14 protein-coding genes are annotated in these 18,479 nt (G+C 68.3%); 5 read left to right on the top strand and 9 right to left on the bottom strand.

Annotation, left to right across the window (positions count from 1 at the left end; genetic code table 11):
* Positions 1-48 precede the first annotated feature (48 nt).
* The 4 genes from amaB to RLN94_RS19020 are packed head-to-tail and all read right to left on the bottom strand — an operon-like array spanning position 49 to position 6,027.
* Positions 49-1,545, bottom strand: coding sequence for an L-piperidine-6-carboxylate dehydrogenase (gene amaB, locus RLN94_RS19035; RefSeq protein ID WP_350131994.1), 1,497 nt, complete (start codon positions 1,543-1,545; stop codon positions 49-51).
* Positions 1,542-2,585, bottom strand: coding sequence for an ACP S-malonyltransferase (locus tag RLN94_RS19030; RefSeq protein ID WP_350131991.1), 1,044 nt, complete (start codon positions 2,583-2,585; stop codon positions 1,542-1,544). Before RLN94_RS19030 ends, amaB begins: the two co-directional genes overlap by 4 nt.
* Positions 2,582-4,786 (bottom strand): dehydrogenase E1 component subunit alpha/beta, encoded by a 2,205-nt coding sequence (locus RLN94_RS19025; RefSeq protein ID WP_350169450.1) that lies wholly within the window; start codon positions 4,784-4,786, stop codon positions 2,582-2,584. Before RLN94_RS19025 ends, RLN94_RS19030 begins: the two co-directional genes overlap by 4 nt.
* A gap of 20 nt (positions 4,787-4,806) precedes the next feature.
* Positions 4,807-6,027, bottom strand: coding sequence for a pyridoxal phosphate-dependent aminotransferase (locus RLN94_RS19020; RefSeq protein WP_350131986.1), 1,221 nt, complete (start codon positions 6,025-6,027; stop codon positions 4,807-4,809).
* Between the two features lie 101 nt (positions 6,028-6,128).
* On the opposite strand from RLN94_RS19020, the gene RLN94_RS19015 reads away from it, so the two are divergent.
* On the top strand, positions 6,129-7,010 hold the full coding sequence (locus tag RLN94_RS19015; protein ID WP_350131983.1) for a LysR family transcriptional regulator: 882 nt from the start codon (positions 6,129-6,131) through the stop codon (positions 7,008-7,010).
* A 24-nt stretch (positions 7,011-7,034) separates the two neighbouring features.
* Here the strand turns inward: RLN94_RS19015 and RLN94_RS19010 are convergent, their stop codons facing one another.
* Positions 7,035-8,318 carry an NAD(P)/FAD-dependent oxidoreductase gene (locus RLN94_RS19010; protein WP_350131980.1) on the bottom strand — a complete coding sequence of 428 codons (1,284 nt, stop codon included), beginning with the start codon at positions 8,316-8,318 and terminating at the stop codon, positions 7,035-7,037.
* Positions 8,319-8,935: 617 nt separating this feature from the next.
* Here RLN94_RS19010 and RLN94_RS19005 point away from each other — a divergent pair.
* The 3 genes from RLN94_RS19005 to RLN94_RS18995 all read left to right on the top strand — a co-directional run bounded on the left by RLN94_RS19005 (position 8,936) and on the right by RLN94_RS18995 (position 12,000).
* On the top strand, positions 8,936-9,637 hold the full coding sequence (locus tag RLN94_RS19005; RefSeq protein ID WP_502949448.1) for a sugar transferase: 702 nt from the start codon (positions 8,936-8,938) through the stop codon (positions 9,635-9,637).
* Between the two features lie 153 nt (positions 9,638-9,790).
* Positions 9,791-10,666: a CpsD/CapB family tyrosine-protein kinase gene (locus RLN94_RS19000; protein ID WP_350131977.1), complete on the top strand. Its 876-nt coding sequence runs from the start codon at positions 9,791-9,793 to the stop codon at positions 10,664-10,666.
* Positions 10,667-10,737: 71 nt separating this feature from the next.
* Positions 10,738-12,000, top strand: coding sequence for a GumC family protein (locus RLN94_RS18995; protein WP_350131974.1), 1,263 nt, complete (start codon positions 10,738-10,740; stop codon positions 11,998-12,000).
* A gap of 4 nt (positions 12,001-12,004) precedes the next feature.
* Here RLN94_RS18995 and RLN94_RS18990 read toward each other — a convergent pair whose 3' ends face one another.
* The gene (locus tag RLN94_RS18990; protein WP_350131971.1) at positions 12,005-13,372 is read right to left on the bottom strand and encodes an oligosaccharide flippase family protein; all 1,368 of its coding nucleotides are present in this window, start codon (positions 13,370-13,372) and stop codon (positions 12,005-12,007) included.
* A 175-nt stretch (positions 13,373-13,547) separates the two neighbouring features.
* On the opposite strand from RLN94_RS18990, the gene RLN94_RS18985 reads away from it, so the two are divergent.
* Positions 13,548-14,747, top strand: a complete 1,200-nt coding sequence (locus RLN94_RS18985; protein WP_350159244.1) for a glycosyltransferase — start codon at positions 13,548-13,550, stop codon at positions 14,745-14,747.
* Between the two features lie 214 nt (positions 14,748-14,961).
* Here the strand turns inward: RLN94_RS18985 and RLN94_RS18980 are convergent, their stop codons facing one another.
* Genes RLN94_RS18980 through RLN94_RS18970 form a run of 3 tightly spaced genes read right to left on the bottom strand, consistent with a single transcriptional unit; the run spans position 14,962 to position 18,459 of the window.
* Positions 14,962-15,807 (bottom strand): glycosyltransferase family 2 protein, encoded by an 846-nt coding sequence (locus tag RLN94_RS18980; RefSeq protein WP_350131966.1) that lies wholly within the window; start codon positions 15,805-15,807, stop codon positions 14,962-14,964.
* A 1-nt stretch (position 15,808) separates the two neighbouring features.
* The gene (locus RLN94_RS18975; RefSeq protein ID WP_350131964.1) at positions 15,809-17,497 is read right to left on the bottom strand and encodes a hypothetical protein; all 1,689 of its coding nucleotides are present in this window, start codon (positions 17,495-17,497) and stop codon (positions 15,809-15,811) included.
* The gene (locus RLN94_RS18970; protein WP_350131961.1) at positions 17,494-18,459 is read right to left on the bottom strand and encodes a hypothetical protein; all 966 of its coding nucleotides are present in this window, start codon (positions 18,457-18,459) and stop codon (positions 17,494-17,496) included. The genes RLN94_RS18975 and RLN94_RS18970 overlap by 4 nt, the downstream gene beginning before the upstream one ends.
* Positions 18,460-18,479 lie beyond the last annotated feature (20 nt).

Below are 18,479 nucleotides of genomic sequence, written 5' to 3'. Positions count from 1 at the left end.
GGATTTGGCGGTTCCGGCGGATGGATCACCGTTCCATCCACAGGCCCCTCAGATGTCGAACTTCACGCCCTGGGCCAGCGGGAGTTCGGAGGAGTAGTTCACCGTCGAGGTCTGGCGGCGCATGTAGCCTTTCCAGGCGTCCGAGCCGCTTTCGCGGCCGCCGCCGGTTTCCTTCTCGCCGCCGAACGCGCCGCCGATCTCGGCGCCGGAGGGGCCGATATTGACGTTGGCGATGCCGCAGTCGGAGCCGACCGCCGACAGGAATGTTTCCGCCTCGCGCACGTTCAGGGTGAAGATGCAGGAGGAGAGGCCTTGCGGCACGTCGTTCTGCAGCTCGATGGCCTCCTCGAGCGTATCGTAGCCCATGACGTAGAGGATCGGCGCGAAGGTTTCGGTCTGCACGGTTTCGGTCTGGCGGGGCATTTCGACCAGAGCGGGGGATACGTAGATGCCGCCGTCGACGCCCTTGGCATCGCCGCCGCCATGGACGGTGCCGCCTTCGGATTGGGCGGCCTCGAGCGCGGCGGTCATGGCCTTGCGGGCGGTCTCGTCGATCAGGGGGCCGACGAGGGTGCCCTCGGTGCGCGGATCGCCGATGGTGAGCGAGGCGTAGGCCTGTTTCAGCTTCTCGGTCAGTTCCTCGCGGATCGAGTGATGCACGATCAGTCGCCGCAGCGAGGTGCAGCGCTGGCCGGCGGTGCCGACGGCCGAGAAGACGATGGCGCGCACCGCCATGTCGAGATCGGCGGAGGGGGCGACGATCATGGCGTTGTTGCCGCCAAGCTCCATGATCGGGCGGCCGAAGCGGGCCTGCACCTTGGGCCCGACGACGGCGCCCATGCGGGTGGAGCCGGTGGCCGAGAGGACGGGCACGTCGCGGCTGTTGACGAGGGCTTCGCCGATGTCGGCTCCGCCGATGACAACCTGAAGCAGGTCGGCCGGCGCGTCGGACCCGAAGCGGGCCAGCGCGCGATCGAAGATGCGCTGGGTGACCAGCGCGGTCAGCGGGGTCTTTTCCGACGGTTTCCAGATCACCGGGTCGCCGCAGACCAGCGCAAGGGCCGCGTTCCACGACCACGGTGCGACGGGGAAGTTGAAAGCGGTGATGACGCCGCAGGGCCCCATCGGGTGCCAGGTTTCCGACATGCGGTGGCCGGGGCGCTCGGAGGCGATGGTGAGGCCGTAGAGCTGGCGCGAGAGGCCGACGGCGAAATCGCAGATGTCGATCATCTCCTGCACTTCACCTAGGCCTTCGGAGGTGATCTTGCCGGCCTCGAGCGTGACGATGGCGCCGAGCTCTTCCTTGGCGTTGCGAAGCTCTTCGCCGAGGAGGCGGACAAGCTCGCCGCGTTGCGGGGCGGGAACGGTGCGCCATTGCTTGAACGCCTTTTGGGCGCGGTCGATCACCTCGGGCATCTTGTCGGCGGGGGTTTCGTGGATCTTCGCCACCTCGGCCCCGTCGATGGGCGAGCGGACGGCGAGGGTGCCGCCGGTGAGGTCCTTCTCGGTGAGGCCGGCTGCGGTGAGGGCGTCTTGGTGGTTCATTTGGCGTCTCCTTTCGTGACCCACGCGCGCTGGTCGGCATGACCCATGCCGGCCAGAAGGGGCGTGGCGTTCTGGTGTTGGGTGAAGTCCTGTTTGCTGCCGATCCCGCGCCAGTTGGCGAGGACCAGCGATTGCGCCACCGCCCCGCCCAATGTGGTGCCGGGGCCGGTGACGATGAAGAGGTCGGGGGCGAATTCGCGGGCCGCGACGGTGATGGCGCGGGTGAAATCGTAGGGTTCGGTGACCTGGTGGCCGAGCGTGTAGTCGTGGAGCGCGGCGGTGTCCGTGGCGCCGGGCCACCAGATGGCGCCGCGGCCGTCGATGAGGGGGAGGTCGGGCTGGGTGAAGAGGGATTGCGGCAGGGCGGCGCGGCCCTTTTCGGCGACGGGGCGTTGCAGGTGGGTGTGGAAGGCGGCGTGGCCCTTGAGGCGCATCGGGAAGCGGTCGTCGATTTTGGGGACGGCTTGTTCGAAGGCCTTGAGGCCGTTGGTGTCGCCGGCGAGGACGAGCATGCCGCCGAGGTTGATGGAGAGGGCGAGGGTGTGGTCGTCGCGGGTGTCGATGTCGGCGACCTGCTGCAGAAGCTCGGATTTGCGGGCGAGGTCGGGGCGCCAGTCGTTGCCGAGGAAGGGATAGACGAGTTGGCCGCCGATCAGGGCCTCGTTCATCAGCGTGCCCATGGTGTTGGCGATCTCGAAGCCGTTCTCGGGCGTGGTGGCGCCGCCGCAGGCGAGCGCGGAGTACCAGCCCATCGAGTTGCCGGTGACGGCGACGGGGCGGATTTGTTCTGTGTTGATTGAGAGGAAGTCGCCCAGCGTGGCCGCGTAGATCAGGCCGGCGGCGTTGTCGCCGCGAGAGAATTCGGAGGGCGAGAAGCGGGCGGCGCCGTCGAGGGCGGTCAGCGGTTTTTGGTCGGCGTTCTCGCGGATTGCGTCGAACTTGGCGAGGAGGCCCGCGTCGGGGAAGTGGCGGGAGAGGTAGCCGAGTTCGGCTTTGTTGTAGGTGCCGCGGCCGGGGCAGATGATGACGGCTGTTTTCATGTCTTGCCCCTCACGAGGTTCGTGGCCGCGTCGACGATGCTGTCGACCGAGGGCATGGTGGCGGCGTAGGCGGGGCCGGTGGCGATGAAGCTGTCCTCGGCGGTGAGGCGGGCGTGGGGGAGGTTGGTGCGCTCGGAGATCAGGGCCATCAGCGCCTCGGCGATGCCGCCGGTGCGGCGGGTCTCGTCCACGATGAGGACGCGCTTGGCGCCCTTGATGGCGTCGAGCAGCGCCTCTTCCGGCAGGGGGGAGAGCCAGCGGAGGTCGATGGTGCGGGTGGTGATGCCGTCGGCCTCGAGGCGTTTGGCGGCCTGGCGGGAGAGGTAGTGGCCGTTGGCGAAGCTGACGATGGCGAGGTCGGTGCCGTCGCCATGGGTGCCGACGGAGGCCAAGGGGATGGTTTCGCCGCGCTCGGGATAGGTGGTCATCCAGCCGCCATCTTTCTCGTCATGCAGGTCGCGCATGGGGTAGAGGGCGATGGGTTCGAGGAAGACGACGACGCGCTGTTCCTCGCGCGCGAGGCGGACGCATTCGCGCAGCATCCGGGCCGCATCGGCGCCGTTGGAGGGGCAGGCGAGGATTATGCCGGGGATGTCCCGGATGACGGCGACGGAGTTGTCGTTGTGGAAATGCCCGCCGAAGCCCTTCTGATAGCCCAAGCCGGCGATGCGGATCACCATCGGGTTGGTGAACTGGCCGTTGGAGAAGAAGGGCAGGGTGGCGGCCTCGCCCCTGATCTGGTCTTCGGCGTTGTGGAGGTAGGCGAGGAACTGGATTTCCGGGATCGGGGTGAAGCCGTTCTGGGCCATTCCGATGGCGAGGCCGAGGATGGATTGCTCGTCGAGCAGGCTGTCGATCACGCGGTCGGGGCCGAAGCGGGTGATGAGCTTTTGCGTGACGCCGTAGACGCCGCCCTTGCGGCCCACATCCTCGCCCATCATGACGATTTCGCCATGTTCGAGCATCAGGTCGGTGAGCGCCCAGTTGATAAGGCGGGACATGATCTGGGGCTCGGATTGCGCCTTGAGGTCGGGGCCGAGGGCGGCTTCGCGCGTGGCGGCTTCGCGCGTGGCGGCGTCGGGGCCGTTGGTGGGTTTGCAGGGGCGGGCCGGGGGGATCAGGCTGGCCATGACGTCGGAGGCGGTTTTGCGGCGGGGGCGGGTGATGGCCTCCTCCGCCACGCGTTCGACGCGGGTGCAGGTGTCGTTGTAGATGTCGAGCGCCTGTTGCGGCTCCAGCGCGCCGGATTGGGAGAGGAGGCGGACGGAGTGGAGAAGGGGGTCGTTGGCCTCTTCGGCCTCGACCTCGGATTTCGGCATGTAGGTGGTGGGCATGTCGGCGCCGGCGTGGCCGTAGAGGCGGACGGTGCGGACATGGAGGAAGGCGGGCTTGCGGCGGGTGCGGACGTAGTGGGCGGCTTCCCGGGCCGCGCGGTAGGTGTCGAAGATGTCGAGCCCGTCGCAGGAGAAGTATTTCAGGCCCGGGCGGTGGGCGAAGCCGGCAGCGATCCAGCCCTTGGGGGTCTTGACGGAAATGCCGATGCCGTTGTCTTCGCAGACGAAGAGGAGGGGCAGGGGGATCGACTGGTAGGATGTCCAGCCGGCCGTGTTGAAGGCGCCCTGCGCGGTGGAGTGGTTGGCCGAGGCGTCGCCGAAGGAGCAGATGGCAATGGCATCCTCGGCATAGTGGCGGTGTTCGGGCGGGCGGCGTTTGGCCAGCCCGATGGCATAGGCGGCGCCGACGGCCTTGGGCAGGTGGCTGGCGATGGTGGAGGTTTGCGGGGGGATGTTGAGCGCTTTGGAGCCCAGCACCTTGTGGCGGCCGCCGGAGATCGGGTCTTCGGCGGAGCAGGCGAAGGAGAGGAGCATGTCCCACGTGGTGGTCTGGCCCGGCACCTGTGCGCCGCGGGCGATCTGGAAGGCGGCGTCGCGGTAATGGAGGAAGGCCGGGTCGGTGGGGCGCGTGGCGGCGGCGATGGCGGCCATGCCTTCGTGCCCCGAGGAGCCGATGGTGTAGTAGCCCTGGCCCGCCTTCTGCATGGCGCGGCTGTGCCGGTCGAGGGCGCGGGAGAGGCATTGGGAGCGGAAGAGGGAGACGGCTTCCGAACGGCTCAGGCCGTCGGCCGGGGGGGCGCCTGCGGGGAGGTCGCCCGCGGCCACGCGGCGCAGGAAGTTGTCATGTACGATCTGGGCTCTGTCCATCGGGGCGCCTCGCTCTGTCGTCAGCCGCTGTGGCCAGCGAAGGCCGGGGCGGGGGTGGAGGTCAACCGGTCGATGGCGGTTTTCATGCGGGCGAGCGCCTCGCGGATCTGGGATTCGGCGTAGGCGAAGGACAGGCGCACATGGCCCGGCATCCCGAAGGCGCGGCCGGGAACGAGGGCGACGCCGGTTTCTTCCAGCAGCCACTGGCAGAGGGCGGCGTCGTTGTCGAACCGGGTTTCGATGAGGGCGGAGCAATCGGGGAAGGCGTAGAAGGCGCCGTCGGGGGCCGGGCAGGTGAGGCCGGGGATGGCGTTGAGGCCGTCGATGGTGGCGTCGCGACGGGCAAGGAAGGTGGCGCGGCGGTCCTCGACGATTTGCCGGTCGGATTGCAGGGCGGCGAGCGCCGCGGCCTGCGAGACGGAGGGGGCGCCGGAGGTGGTCTGGCCCTGCACGGCGGTCATGTCGCGGATCAGCTCGGCCGGGCCGATGCCCCAGCCGATGCGCCAGCCGGTCATGGACCAGGCTTTCGAGACGCCGTTGACGATGAGGGCGCGGTCGCGGAGCTGCGGCGCGGCCTCGGCGAAGCTGGTGAAGGGGGTGTAGCTGAGATGTTCGTAGATCTCGTCGGCGACGATCCAGACATGGGGGTGGGCGGCGAGGATATCGGCCAGTTGGGCGTATTCCCCGGCCGTGTAGATGGCGCCGGAGGGGTTGGAGGGTGAGTTCAGCATCAGCCAGCGGGTGTTGGGCGTGATGGCGTCGGCCAGTTGCTCGGGCGTCAGCTTGAAGCCCTGCGAAAGCGGGCAGGGCAGGACGACCGGCGTGCCGCCCGCCATGCGCACCATGTCGGCATAGCTGGTCCAGAAGGGGGCGGGCATGATGACCTCGTCGCCGGGGTTCAGCGTGGCGAGCATGGTGTTGGCCAGCACCTGCTTGGCGCCGGTGGAGACGATGACATTGGCGGGCGCGGTGCCGGATTGCTGGGCGATCTCGGCGCGCAGCTCGGGCGTGCCGGCGGTGGGGGTGTAGCGGGTCTGGCCCGAGAGCGCGGCCTTGTGGGCGGCTTCGATCACCTCGGGCGGGGTGGGGAAATCGGGCTCGCCGGTGCTGAGCGCGATGACGTCGCGGCCCTCGGCGCGCATCTGGCGGGCGCGCTCGGAGACCTGGACGATTTCGGACAGGGCGATGCCCGACAGGCGGTCGGCCGGGCGGTGGGGGGCGGAACTGTTCGCTTTCGTCATGGTGGTGCGGGGCCCTGTTTGACGCGTTTGCGCGCAATTTGGGTGGAATCTCGGGAAAGGAAAAGCGAAACTAGCTGACATAACCTGGAGAAAAACTCACAATGCTGACGCCGCGCCGCTTTTTGCCCTCGATCAGTTCGCTTCTGGCATTGGAGGCGGTGGACCGGCTGGGAAGCGCCAGCGCGGCGGCGGAGGAGCTGTCGCTGACCCATAGCGCGGTGAGCCGGCAGTTGAAGGTGCTTGAGGGGCAGTTGGGCACGACGCTGGTGCAGCGGCGGGGGACACGTCTACACCTGACGCCGGCGGCGGAGGATTACTGCCGGAAGGTGCGGAAATACCTGCGCGACCTGGCGCATGCCTCGCTGGAGTTGAAGGCGAATCCGACGGGGGGCGGGCTGAACCTTGCGATCTTGCCGGCCTTCGGGATGCACTGGCTGGCGCCGCGGCTGCAGGATTTCGCACGGGCGCATCCGGAGGTGACGGTGAACCTGTCGACGCGGCTGGCGCCGTTCGACTTCGGGCAGGAGAGTTTCGATGCGGCGATCCATTTCGGGGGGCGGGACTGGCAGGATGTGGAGTATTTGCCGATCCGGGAGGAGCGGGTGGTGCCGGTGTGCTCGCCCCGGCTGGCGCCGGAGCCGCTGGGGTCTGCGGCGGATTTGCTGGATTTGCCGCTCTTGCAACTCGAGACGCGGCCGGGGGCGTGGGAGCAGTGGTTTGCGGCGCATGGGGTCGAGGTGGGCAGCGTGACGGGGATGCTGGTGGACCAGTTCGCGACGATGACGCAGGCGGCGGTGCACGAGATGGGGGTGGCGCTGTTGCCGGATTACCTGGCGCAGGTGGAGCTGGAGCGGCAGACCTTGGTGGTGCCCTACGGGGAGGCGAGCCTTGTGGAGGGGCGGTATTACCTTGTCTGGCCGTCGGAGGCGGCGGTGCGGCCGCCGCTGGAGAAGTTCACCGGGTGGTTGCGGGGGATCTTGTGACGGCCCGGAGTGCCGGCCCGCCGCTCACGTGAATGGCAGCGGCTTGGTCAGGTGGGTGAGGGCGGCGCCGGTTTCGTAATAGGCCTGCCGGATCGTGGTGAAGCGCTCGGCATGGCCGGTGGTGACCGGCAGGGGCAGGTGCGAGGGGTCGTCGGTCAGGAGCGCCTTGGCGGCGGCGGTGCCGAAGAGGGTGCCCGGCGCGATGCCGCGGCCGGAATAGCCGAAGACCGCCAGCGCGTTGGGGCCGAAGGAGACGATCTTGGGGATGTGGTCGCTGGTCATGGCGATGCGGCCGCTCCATGAGTGCTCGAAGGGCTGGTCGGCCAGTTCGGGGTAGACCTCGCGCAGCTTGCGGCGGGCCCAGGCGGCGTGGATCGGGCTGGCGGGGCCGGTGGCGTCGCCGATGCCGCCGACGATCATGCGGCCGGCCTTGTCCATCCGGAAGGAGGACATCACCAGCGCCGTGTCCCAGCAGCCCTCGCCGCCCGGCAGGATATTTTCGCGCAGGCTGTCGGGCAGGGGGGCGGTGGCGAACTGGCTGAAGCAGACGGGCACGAAGCCGGGGGCGGCGGCGCCCCTGACCTCGCGGTGGTAGGCGTTGGTGGCCAGCAGCAGGTGGCGGGCGCGGAGGCGGTGGCCCGCGGCCTCGATCACCCAGGTGTCGCTGTCGCGGCTGAGGCGGGTGACGGGGGTGTTCTCGTGGATATGGGCCCCGGCGGCGATGGCCGCGCGGGCGAGGCCGCGGCAATAGGCGAGCGGCTGGATGGTGCCGGCGCGGGGATCCCAGAGGGCGCCGTGGAACCGGGTGGTGCCGGTGCGGCGGGCGGTTTCCTCGGCGTCGAGAAGCTGGATCGGGGCGCCGAGGCGGTTGCCTTGCCGGAAGCGTTCGCGCAGGTCGTCGAGGCCCGAGGGGGCGTGGGCGAGATGCAGGGTGCCGGCGCGGGTGGCCTCGCAGTCGATGCCTTCGCGCTCGATGATGTCGAAGACCGTCGACGGGCCCTCGGCCAGCGCGGACATCAGGCGCATGCCGTCGGATTCGCCGGCATGGGCGATGATCTCGTCCGGGGGGAGCCAGAGCCCGGCATTGACCAGCCCGACATTCCGGCCCGAGCCGCCGTGGCCCACGGTATCGGCCTCGAACACAGTGACCGCGGCGCCGCGGCGGGCGGCGTCGAGCGCCGCCGCGCAGCCGGTGAAGCCGCCGCCGATCACGGCGACGTCGGCCTCGGCATCGGCATCGAACCGGGTCGACGGTACGGGGTCGGTCGCGGTGGTCCGCCAGAGGCTGCGGTTGGTGTCGGAGGTCACGGGGTGTCGCCCTTTCGGATGGTCGCTGTTCCCGGTTCTAGTGGCCATTCGGCACCGGCTGCAAGAGCCCTCCTGCGGGCGGGAGCGGGCAAGGGGGTGCTGCGGGGCGGCCACATTCCCGGGTCGGGGCTGACGTAGGGGCAGGGAATCGGGCGGAGAAATGTGGCAGCTTTTGGGCCAGAATGCACAATCTGGCCAGATTTGGCCTTTTATGCCCGGCAGCGAGAACACCACTTCTGCGCGAAAGGCGTGCATTAACGTCAGGTTGACTGCCATGGTTAATGCAAAAATGGTTTATTTACAAGGACGTACAGGGAGTGTTAAAGTATAAGGAAACAAACTGTTTCCATTTAGAAAGTTTAAGATTTTCGGGGTTCCGTTAGGTTCAATTGTGTCAAGTTCAAGGCGAAATTCCGCCTTAAATGGGGACCGCTGCCCGAGTTGGTAAGTTTGGCCGGCCGCACCGATCGCGGCCGGGGTGGTGGGTTTGTGTCTGGATGCGGGGCCTTGCGGGCCGGTTCGATCCGCGCGGTTTCGTCTCTGTTCGAGTGTGTTTGTGTAATCAGTTGGGGTGTGACGTGGCTGCTGATCTTTATCTTCATTCTGCTCCGGCCCGGGTGGCTGCGCCCGCAGCGATCCGGGGTCTGGACGCGGCGGCAAGGGCCCCCGCAGCCGCGTCGGCGGGGGCGGTCGACCTGCCGCGGCGGCGTTCGGTCTATCGCCTCGCGGGCAAGCGGGCCCTCGACATCCTTCTGGTGCTGGTCTTCGTGCCGATCTACCTGCCGTTGGTCGCCGTCGCGGCCTGCCTGCTGTTCCTCGAGGGGGGCAACCCGTTCTATCGCCAGCCGCGGCTGGGCCTGAACGGCGAGCGCTTCTCGATCCTGAAGCTGCGCACGATGGTGCGCGACGCGGACAAGAAGCTGAACGACCTGCTGGCGGCCGACCCGGTGCTGAAGCGCGAATGGGACGTGTCGCAGAAGCTGAAGAAGGATCCGCGGATCACCCGCGTGGGCGCGCTGCTGCGGATGACGTCGATGGACGAGCTGCCGCAATTGTGGAATGTCCTGAAGGGCGAGATGAGCCTCGTCGGCCCGCGCCCGATGATGCCGGACCAGTTGCCGCTTTACGGCGACCCGCAGCATTACTTCGCGGTGCGGCCGGGGATCACCGGCTACTGGCAGGTCGATCGCCGCAACGAAAGCTCGTTCGCCGACCGGGCGCATTACGATGCCGCCTATGATGCCGAGCTGTCGCTGCCGAAGGATGCCAGGGTGCTGTGGCAGACGATCGGCGTGGTCCTGAGGCGGACCGGCCATTGAAGTAAAAAGGGGGTGGGGGCGTGCCCGAGGGGTCGGGCCGGAAGGAATGGATGGAAGATGTTCGAGAGGTACCAAGTGTCGTTCGACTGGGCAAAATCAAAGGGCCCGAGAGACGATCAGGACACCGGTTCCGGCCCTGCGCCCGAACCGGGCTTGCCGTTTGACCGCAAGCTGAAGCATTCTCTTCTGGGCGCCGAGGCCATCGAGGCCGGCGCCGCACCGGTCGTCGCGCCGGGCCCGGGCGCCACTGGCGGGGCCATGGTCGTGCGGTCGGCAGGGGGCGAAGAGGATGACGGAGACCGGATGATGCAGACCGGAACGGACCTTCTCGAGCTTGGCTCGTGGCAAATCCTGAAGCCCGCATGGCGCGGGCATCAGAGTGCCGCGCTGAAGCTGCGGAGCCGGTCGGACAGCGTCAAGCAGGCCACCGACACGCTGCGCACCCAGCTTCTGCAGACGATGAAGTCGCACGGGATCGGCCGGGTCGCGGTGACCGCGCCGACCTCGGGCTGCGGGACCACCTATACTACGCTCAACCTCGCGCTCAGCATGGCGGCCATCCCGGACGTGACGACGGTGCTGCTGGACCTCAACCAGCGCAAGCCCGGACTGGGCGAGGCGCTGGGCCACAAGCCGGTGCAGAGCATGGCCGCGCTGCTGGGCGGAGAGGTGGCGTATTACGACTACTTGGAGCGCTATGGCGAGAACCTGGCCGTGGGGCTGAATTCCGACGTGCCGGAGAACCCCTCGGAGCTGTTGCAGAGCCAGAGCACGGCCGACGTGCTGGACGAGATCACCGGCGGGCTGACGCCCGACGTGATACTGTGCGACATGCCGCCGCTTCTGGAGTATGACGACGTGCTGGCCTTCCTGCCGCAGGTCGATGGTGTGCTTCTGGTGGTCGACGGCACCAAGACGGTGGCCGAGGATATCGCCCAGTGCCAGAAGATGCTGAACGGTCGGGTGCCGTTGCTGGGCGTGGTGCTGAACCGGGGGCGGCTGCCGCGCAAGAAGGCGCGGCGGCGGTGAGGCCGGCCGGCGCGGGGCGCGCCGGTGGTGTTTGGTAACGAGTGACTTCGTGACAGGTTAGGACGTATCTGATGAGCCTTTCGGACTGGATTGACGAACTTCGCGACATGGTGCGCCGCCGCTTTTGGCTGATCGTGCGGCTGACGGTTCTGGGCTGTGTGGCCGCGCTGCTCTACGCGCTGTCGCAGGCGCATGAATATACTTCGCAGGCGGTGTTGCAGGTCGAGGATGCCAAGGTGGCCGACGCGCTGGCCCCGCCGACCGTGTCGGGGGCGGATGCGCGGCAGTTGCAGATCGTCGAACAGCGGGTGATGTCGCATGACGCGATCCTCGACATGGCCGCCGAGGTGGGCGTGCTGGACGAGCTTGCGGGTTTGCCGGACAGCGAGAAGGTGTCGGTTCTGCGCCGGTCGCTGAGCGTATCGGGCGTGGCCGCGGCGCGGACGGGCACCACGGGCGACGGGGCGATTTCGCTGGTGCGGGTGACGGCGACATGGGGCGACCGCGAGACCGCGCAGGCGCTGGCGCAGGAAGTGACCCGCCGGACGGTGGACCTGAGCCAGAACAAGCGGCTGGAGCGGGCCGAGGAGACGCTGTCGTTCTTCACCCTGCGGCAGAGCCGGCTGGAGGCCGAGGTGGCCGACCTGGAAGAGAGGTTGGCCAATTTCCGGCGGCAGAACGGGATGCCCGAGGAGGGCGCGCGCGCCTCGCAGGAGCGCGAGATCGAGGCGCTGCGGGCCGAGATCCTGTCGGTCGAGCGGCAGATGATCGTGCTGGAGCGGCAGCTCGAGCGGGAGGCCGGGGACGGCAATCTGACGCGGCTGGAAGAGCGGGAAAGGGATGAGAACATCGCCCGGCTCAACGACCTGACCGAGCAGCGCGATTACCTGAGCGAGAGCCTTGCGACCGTGTCGGCCGCGGGCGAGATCGACCCGGCCCTGCAGGCGGAGCTGACCCGGCTGACACGTATGCTGGAGACGAAGAGGGAAGAGCTGGCCAGCGTGAGCGAAAGCCGCAAGGCCGCCGAGATCGGGTTCCAGCTTGAATCGGAGGGGCAGTCGGAGCATCTGAGCGTGCTGGAGCCGGCCTCGTGGCCGGATTACCCGTCGACCCCGTCGCGGACGAAATTCGCCGTGCTGGGGGCGTTCGCGAGCCTGATGGTGGCGTTCGGTATCGCGCTGTTGCTGGACCTGATGAACCCGGTCATCCGCAGCGCCGCGGTGATGGAGCGCGACCTTGGCTTTGCGCCGGTGGCGGTCATTCCCGAGGCGCCGCCCAGCAAGCGGCGGTCGATGCTGATGCGGGCGTTCCGGGGGCGCCGGCGGGCGTTCTGAGGCGTCAGCCGACGGGGATCGAGGAGATGCCCAGCAGCGCGTCCCAGTGGAGCCAGATGGCGCCGGCCGCCAGCAGCCCGGCGAGGGTGAAGCTTATGATGTCGTGCAGCGGGTCCCACGCTTTGTGGCGCAGGCCGAGGGCGATCAGGATGGGATGCGCCAGCACCATGGCGACGCCGTAGGAGGCGACGCCGCCCACCAGCCCGAACCAGTGCAGCCCGAGGATCAGCAGCACGATCTGCAGTGTCGAGCGGAGGCCGGTCAGGAAGAACACCCTGCGGGAGTCGCCCGCCGCCAGCGCCGCCTGGTCATAGCTCATGCCGATGATCTTGGGCAGGAAGCCGCAGGCCATGATCACGATGATCGGCCCGGCCTCGATATAGCGGGCGTCGTAGAGGAAGTCGACGAGCGGGGGCCCCGCATAGGCCATCAGCAGCAGCAGTGCGCAGAGCCCGCCGGTGAGCAGGGCGCGCATCTGTTGCAGTTTGCGACGGTTGGCCTCGGATTCGGCGGGGGGCTTGTTGCGGTAGATCGGGATCAGCAGGTCCTGCGCCACCGCCTGCCCCAGCGCCATGGGGAAGCTGGCGAGGAAGAAGCCGATATTGTAGATGCCCAGCATCTCGAGGCTGAGGAGTTTGCCGAGGACCGCCTTGTCGCCCTGTGTGCTGACGAAGGCGAAGGCGGTGCCGAGGAAGATCCACTTGCCGAAGCTGACCAGCTCGGTGAGCGCCGGTTTCTCGATCTGGAAGCGGTCGCGGCGGCCGGGCAGGCCGTACCACATGACCAGAAGCTTGATCAGGTTGGTCAGCACGCTGCCCACCACGAGGGCGAAGACCGAGCGGGTCCAGAGCGCGAGCAGCACCATGATGGCGAGGCCCAGAAGCTGGCTCGTGAGGTCGAGCATGGTGGCGCGGCCCATCTGCAGGTGGCGGCGGGCAAGCTCCATGCGGGTGGGGAAGAACCCGGTGAGGACGAGCGAGAGCCCGGCGACGGGGAGGTAGAGCGCCAGTTCCTCGTAGCCGTAGAGGTCTGCGAAGGGGTAGGCCAGCGCCAGCGTGACGAGCCAGAGGGCAAAGCCGCGGATGAGCTGGAGTGACCACGCGGTGTTGAGGAATTCCGGGTCGTCGCCGCGCGGGCTGCGCGCCAGGGCCGGGCCGATGCCCATGTCCGAGAACATCATCAGCCCGACGGTGACCATGGTGACGAGCGCCATGATCCCGAACGCCTCGGGGAAGAGGATGCGGGTCAGGATCAGGTTCGAGCCGAGGCGGATGGCCTGTGCGCCGCCATAGCCCACCACGACCCAGGACGTGCTGCGCAGGATCCGGCCGGTCAGGGTCGCGCCCTGGAATGCATGGAGGATGCGTTTCATCAGTAGGGGTGACCGGATGCCTGTTGCGTGCCTTTTCGCACGCTACGGGCAGGCGGTGGCGTGGTCAATTGCACACGGGCGCGGGGCCGTGGGGTATGTCCCTGATGTCGCGCCTTTTCTTGAGGTCGTGGCGGCTGTAGCGTGAGGCGGAAATATCCCTCGTCCGGTGTCGCCCGTGAAAATCGCCTATATCCTGAACACCTATCCGCAACCGTCGCAAAGCTTCATCCGGCGCGAGCTGAAGGGGCTCGAGCGGCTGGGCCTGTCGGTGGAGCGGATCGCGATGCGGCGGGGGGACGTGCCGCTGAAGGATCCGCAGGACCGGGCGGAGCAGGGGCGGACACAGTATGTGCTGGAGGCGGGCAAGGGTGCGCTGCTGGTCTCGCTTCTGGCGGCGATGCTGGGGCGGCCGGGGGCGTTTTTCGCGGCGCTGAAGGGGGCGCTGGAGCTGGGCCGGGTGTCGCCCGCGGGGCGGTTGCGGCATCTCGTTTACCTTGTGGAGGCTTGCCATGTGCTGCGGCTGGTGAAGGGCGTCGAGCATATGCACGCGCATTTCGGCACCAATGCCGCCGCCGTGGCGATGCTGGTCAGGCTGCTGGGCGGGCCGGGCTATAGCTTCACCGTGCACGGGCCGGAGGAGTTCGACGCGGTGCATTCCCTGTCGCTGGCAAAAAAGATGGAGCGGGCGGCGTTTACCGTCGCGGTCAGTTCCTACGGGCGGAGCCAATTGTGCCGGTGGCTGCCGCATGAGGCGTGGGACCGAGTGAAGGTGGTGCATTGCGGGATCGACCCGGAGGCGTTTCCGGAGCCGGGGCCGATGCCGGAAGGGGCCTTGCGGCTGGTGAATATCGGGCGGCTGTCGGAGCAGAAGGGGCAGTTGATCCTGATGCCGGTGATGGGCCGGGTGGCCGGTGCGGATGTGCACCTGACGCTGATCGGCGATGGCGAACTGCGCGGGGCGCTGGAGGCGGAGATATCGGCGCGCGGGCTTGAGGGGCAGGTGACGCTGGCCGGGTGGCAGACCGAGGCGGAGGTGCGGGATGCGCTGGCGGGGTGTCATGCGCTGGTGCTGCCGAGCTTCGCCGAGGGGCTGCCGATGGTGATCATGGAGGCGATGGCGGCGGGGCGGCCGGTGATTGCCACCTACGTGGCGGGCATTCCGGAACTGGTGCAAGACGGCGTGACCGGCTGGCTGGTGCCGGCGGGGGATGACGCGGCGCTGGCCGAGGCGGTGGAGGCGCTGGCGGCGATGCCGGCGGAGGCGCGGGCCGAGCTGGGACGTGCCGGGCGGGCGAGGGTGCTGGAGCGGCATGACATGTACCGGGAGGCGGAGAGGCTGGCGGGGCATTTCCGGGCGGCGGTGGATCAGCCCTGACGGTGAGGCGCCGGGCATCGGTGGGCCGTGGTGCGGCGAACCAACATTGGTGATGGGCAATTTATGCCTGCCGAGCACTTCGAACCTGAGAGCGTGGCGCTTCGATGGCCAAATCGCCGTGCCGTGGGACGGCCCAGCGATGCGCGGCGGGCTTCGCCCTTGTTCCGCGCAGGTGCCGTCCTGTGAAGTCAGCGATGTTTCCGGGCGTGCGTACTTATCGCCCCCGCGCCCAGTCGCCCTTTCCGCCGGGAAGGCGCACGCATAGCGCGATGAAGCCGTAGACGAGGAAGCCCAGCGGATCGCGCAGGATGGCTTTCAGCTTTGCCCCGCTGGAGGACGCCGCCGGGTCGGTGTTCTGCAGGAGGCGGGGGAATTTCGTGCCGATCTCGCGCACGCCGCGATCCTGCCGGCGGCGGACGCGGATCAGGCCGGAGAGGCCTTCGATCATCGGCCAGCGGTAGGTTTGCGGCACTTGGACCCGTTCGGCGGGGGCGAAGTTCAGTCGGGCGAATGTGTCGTCGGAGATGATCTCGGGCCATGCCTCCCAGCGGGCGCGGCCCGGGCCGTTGACGGCGAAGATGCCGAAGCCCGGCACGCCGGTCGAGACGAAGGGAAGCTTCTGCCAGAACCGTGCATAGGCGCGGGTGACGGGGCTTTGGGCCGGGGCGATCTCGGGCGTGCCGCTGGCGTAGCGGGGGGCATCGGTGTCGAGCGTGGCGATCAGCGCCGGGATCAGGGCCGGGCTGACGGTGACATCGGCGTCGAGGTAGATGCGGATGGGCGCGCGGGCCGCGTCGTCGCCCAGTTGCAGGGCGGCAAGCTTGCCGCCCTGGGGCGTGTCGATGATGCGGACCGGGCGGGCCGGGTCGGGCGAGAGGTCGGCGACCTGCCGCGCGATTTCGACGGTGCGGTCGGTGCAGGCATTGGCGACGACGATGGTTTCGAACGGGGTATCGCCGGCGGAGGCGGCGAGCCGGTCGAGGCAGGCGCCGATATAGGCTTCCTCGTTGTTGGCAGGGATGATGACCGTGGCCTTCGGGGCGGGGGGTTGGGGGGCCATTCTACTTGAACTCTTCCACCACCTGCCAACGCGGGTTGTCGGCGTCGCCCAGATGGCGGAGGTGGCCCCAGCTTCCCCATTTCATCGGCACGTTCACGTCGTTGAAGAGCGCGAAGGGCCCATCGCTGATTTCGGCCCATTTCTCGAACAGCGTGCGGTAGAGGGCGGCGATCTCGGGCGTGTAGTTGAAATGGGTGAAGAAGGCGGTGAGCGTGTCGTCGCCCACCTGCGCACCGACGCCGACGATATGGGTGCCGCCCTCGTAGACGATGAGATCGAGCCCGTATTCCTGCGCTATATCGGCCTGGTAGGTGAAGAACGTGTCGGTGGCGCGGTCGAGCCCGTCGAACTCGTCGCCGTACTGGCGGGAGTTCGTCAGCGCGTCGACGGCCCAGTCGGTGGCCCTGTCGTAGCGGTGCGCCTCGACATGGGCGGCCAGCGCCTCGCCGGTGAGGCCCTGCTGGCGGGCGTCGGCCTCGGCGGCCTCGATGCTTTCGGTGATCGCGGCCAACGTAATGTCGTGCATCTCGTCGCGGCCGAGATAGGAGCCGAAATAGCCGGTGATGGCATAGGCGTCGGCGAAGCTATGGGGCGGTTCGTTGCCCTCGGCCACCCAGAGCGGTGCGTCGAGGATGGCGCGCTCCAGCCCCAGCCAGCCGGTCTGGGTGGAGATGACGGTGACAAGCCGGTCGCGGGCATCGGCGAAGACGTCGGCCCAGATTTCCGCCATCTGCGCGGTCTTCATGCCATAGTAATCCTGCCCCTTGTAGCGCTGGCCCCAGCGTTCCTGTGCCTGGGCCTCGGTCCATTCGGCCTGGGTGAATTGCCAGTTCCAGACCTCGTTGGAATATTCGACATAGGCCGTCCGGCCGGGGTCGAGCCGGGCGAGGGCCATCTCGGCGAAGCTGCGCTGGTAGGTGTCGTCGGAGAGGTGCGGCATGCAGAGCCACGGGTCGGCGCCCAGCTCGTTGGCGAGGGCGATCATGATCTCGGCGGGCACGCCGTGGCGGGTGTAGGAGAAATCGTCGGGTTTCGGGCGGGTGGCCCAGTCCTTTTGGTGGGAATTGTTGGTGTGCATCCAGTCCATGAAGCGCAGGACGGTGAAGCCCTGCATGTGGTCGAGCCAGAGCGGATTGAAGATGGCGCCGTTGGCGAACGCCTCCTGATGTTCTTCGCGGACGACGGTGATGTTGCGCACGTAATCGCCCGTCTTCATCGGGTCGGAGCGCTGGATCTTGATCAGGACCATGCCGCCGGTCTGGGGCGTGAAGTCGAAGGCGACGCTGCCCTTGCCGTAGCGGACGTTGCTGGCGGCGCCGCCGACCTCGACGATGCCTTCGCCGTCGAAGCTGAGGACGTAGCGGCCGGCATAGATTTCGGCCTCGGCGGGCAGGTCGGTGAGGATCAGCGTGCCGATCGAGCCGAGGTCGTGCGGCACGGAGGTGGGCCAGCCCTGGGCGTCGAGCAGGCCGCGTTCTTCCAGCTCCTCGAACTCGACGCCGCCCCATTGGCCGGGCTTGTGGCCGATCCAGCGGCGGGCGGTCTTGAAGACGTCGATGAAGGGCTGCTCGGCGCTCCAGTCATTGACCTCGGCGAGGTTGATGGCGAGGGGGAATTCGCGGGGTTCGGACTGGGCGAGGGCCGGGGCTCCGGTGAGTAACAGGGCGAGGCAGGCGAGGATGCGGATCATTGCGGTACTCCGGTTTCCGGGCGGCTTGTGATCACGTCCCACACGATTTGCTGCATCAGGCGGGCGGTCGCCTCGGTGGGGGCGTCGGCCGGGGTGCCGTCGGCGCGGTCGAGCCGGTGGGGCAGGCCCACGGGCGATTTCTGGTAAAGCACCGCGTAATGGGTCAGCGCCACGAGGTAGGCGCCGAGGTCGTTGATGTGGATCGGGTCGAGCGTGCCATCCTCCTTGCGCTGGAACAGGTTCTCGCGCCCGGTGATGCCGCCGGTGCCGCCGGTGCCGCCATCCGCCTCGACCGCGCGCACGAAGCGGGCCATGACCTGGCCGGCGGGGATAAGGTAGACCGGGCGTTCGGGTGTGTTGCGGGTGAGGTCCTGTTGCAGCAGCTCGCCGATCCAGTGCCGGTCGATGTCGCGGTCGAGCCGGTCGAGCCAGCCATCGGGATCGTCGAGCTTGTGCCACGTCTCGTAGAGGTAGAGGCGGGTCTCGGGGTTGGCGTCGCGCGCGAGGGCGGCCCAGCGGGCGAGGTACTTGCCGGATTGGTGGTACTTGATGGCATCGCGGATCTCGACCATCTCGGTGAAGACGATGGCGTCGTAGTCGCCCGATCCCACGGCCTCGCGCGCGGGGCGGAAGCGGGGGTGGTCGTTCTCGGCCTCGAAGCCGTTGATGGTTTCGCCGGGCTCGTAATGTTCCTTGAGCGAGGTGCCCCAGCCGAGCTGGCTTTCATAGCGGTGGCCCTCATGGGCAAGCTGGGCCAGCATGGCGGGCATGTCGCGCCCCACGAGGCTGTGGCCGAGGTGGAAGACGTGCAGCCCCCGGCCCGACGGGGCGGGGGCGGGATCGGCATAGGCCTCGCGCAGCTTCTCGGGCGAGAGCGCGGGGCGCCACAGCACCATCCAGAGCGCCACGGCGGCAGCGCCCAGGACGGCCAGCCCGAGAAGAAGGGTCGTGCGGTCGATCATCATCGCTATCCGGTCGCCGC

It is taken from the genome of Roseovarius sp. (assembly GCF_040223625.1).
Classification (GTDB): domain Bacteria; phylum Pseudomonadota; class Alphaproteobacteria; order Rhodobacterales; family Rhodobacteraceae; genus Roseovarius.
The sequence above is the reverse complement of the archived record's forward strand: the minus strand, read 5'-3'. Positions and strand labels throughout refer to the sequence as shown.

Coding starts and splice junctions, on each gene's coding strand:
- amaB (WP_350131994.1), bottom strand. CDS start 1,545: ATGAACCACCAAGACGCCCTCACCGCAGCCGGCCTCACCGAGAAGGAC.
- RLN94_RS19030 (WP_350131991.1), bottom strand. CDS start 2,585: ATGAAAACAGCCGTCATCATCTGCCCCGGCCGCGGCACCTACAACAAA.
- RLN94_RS19025 (WP_350169450.1), bottom strand. CDS start 4,786: ATGGACAGAGCCCAGATCGTACATGACAACTTCCTGCGCCGCGTGGCC.
- RLN94_RS19020 (WP_350131986.1), bottom strand. CDS start 6,027: ATGACGAAAGCGAACAGTTCCGCCCCCCACCGCCCGGCCGACCGCCTG.
- RLN94_RS19015 (WP_350131983.1), top strand. CDS start 6,129: ATGCTGACGCCGCGCCGCTTTTTGCCCTCGATCAGTTCGCTTCTGGCA.
- RLN94_RS18995 (WP_350131974.1), top strand. CDS start 10,738: ATGAGCCTTTCGGACTGGATTGACGAACTTCGCGACATGGTGCGCCGC.
- RLN94_RS18990 (WP_350131971.1), bottom strand. CDS start 13,372: ATGAAACGCATCCTCCATGCATTCCAGGGCGCGACCCTGACCGGCCGG.
- RLN94_RS18980 (WP_350131966.1), bottom strand. CDS start 15,807: ATGGCCCCCCAACCCCCCGCCCCGAAGGCCACGGTCATCATCCCTGCC.
- RLN94_RS18975 (WP_350131964.1), bottom strand. CDS start 17,497: ATGATCCGCATCCTCGCCTGCCTCGCCCTGTTACTCACCGGAGCCCCG.
- RLN94_RS18970 (WP_350131961.1), bottom strand. CDS start 18,459: ATGATCGACCGCACGACCCTTCTTCTCGGGCTGGCCGTCCTGGGCGCT.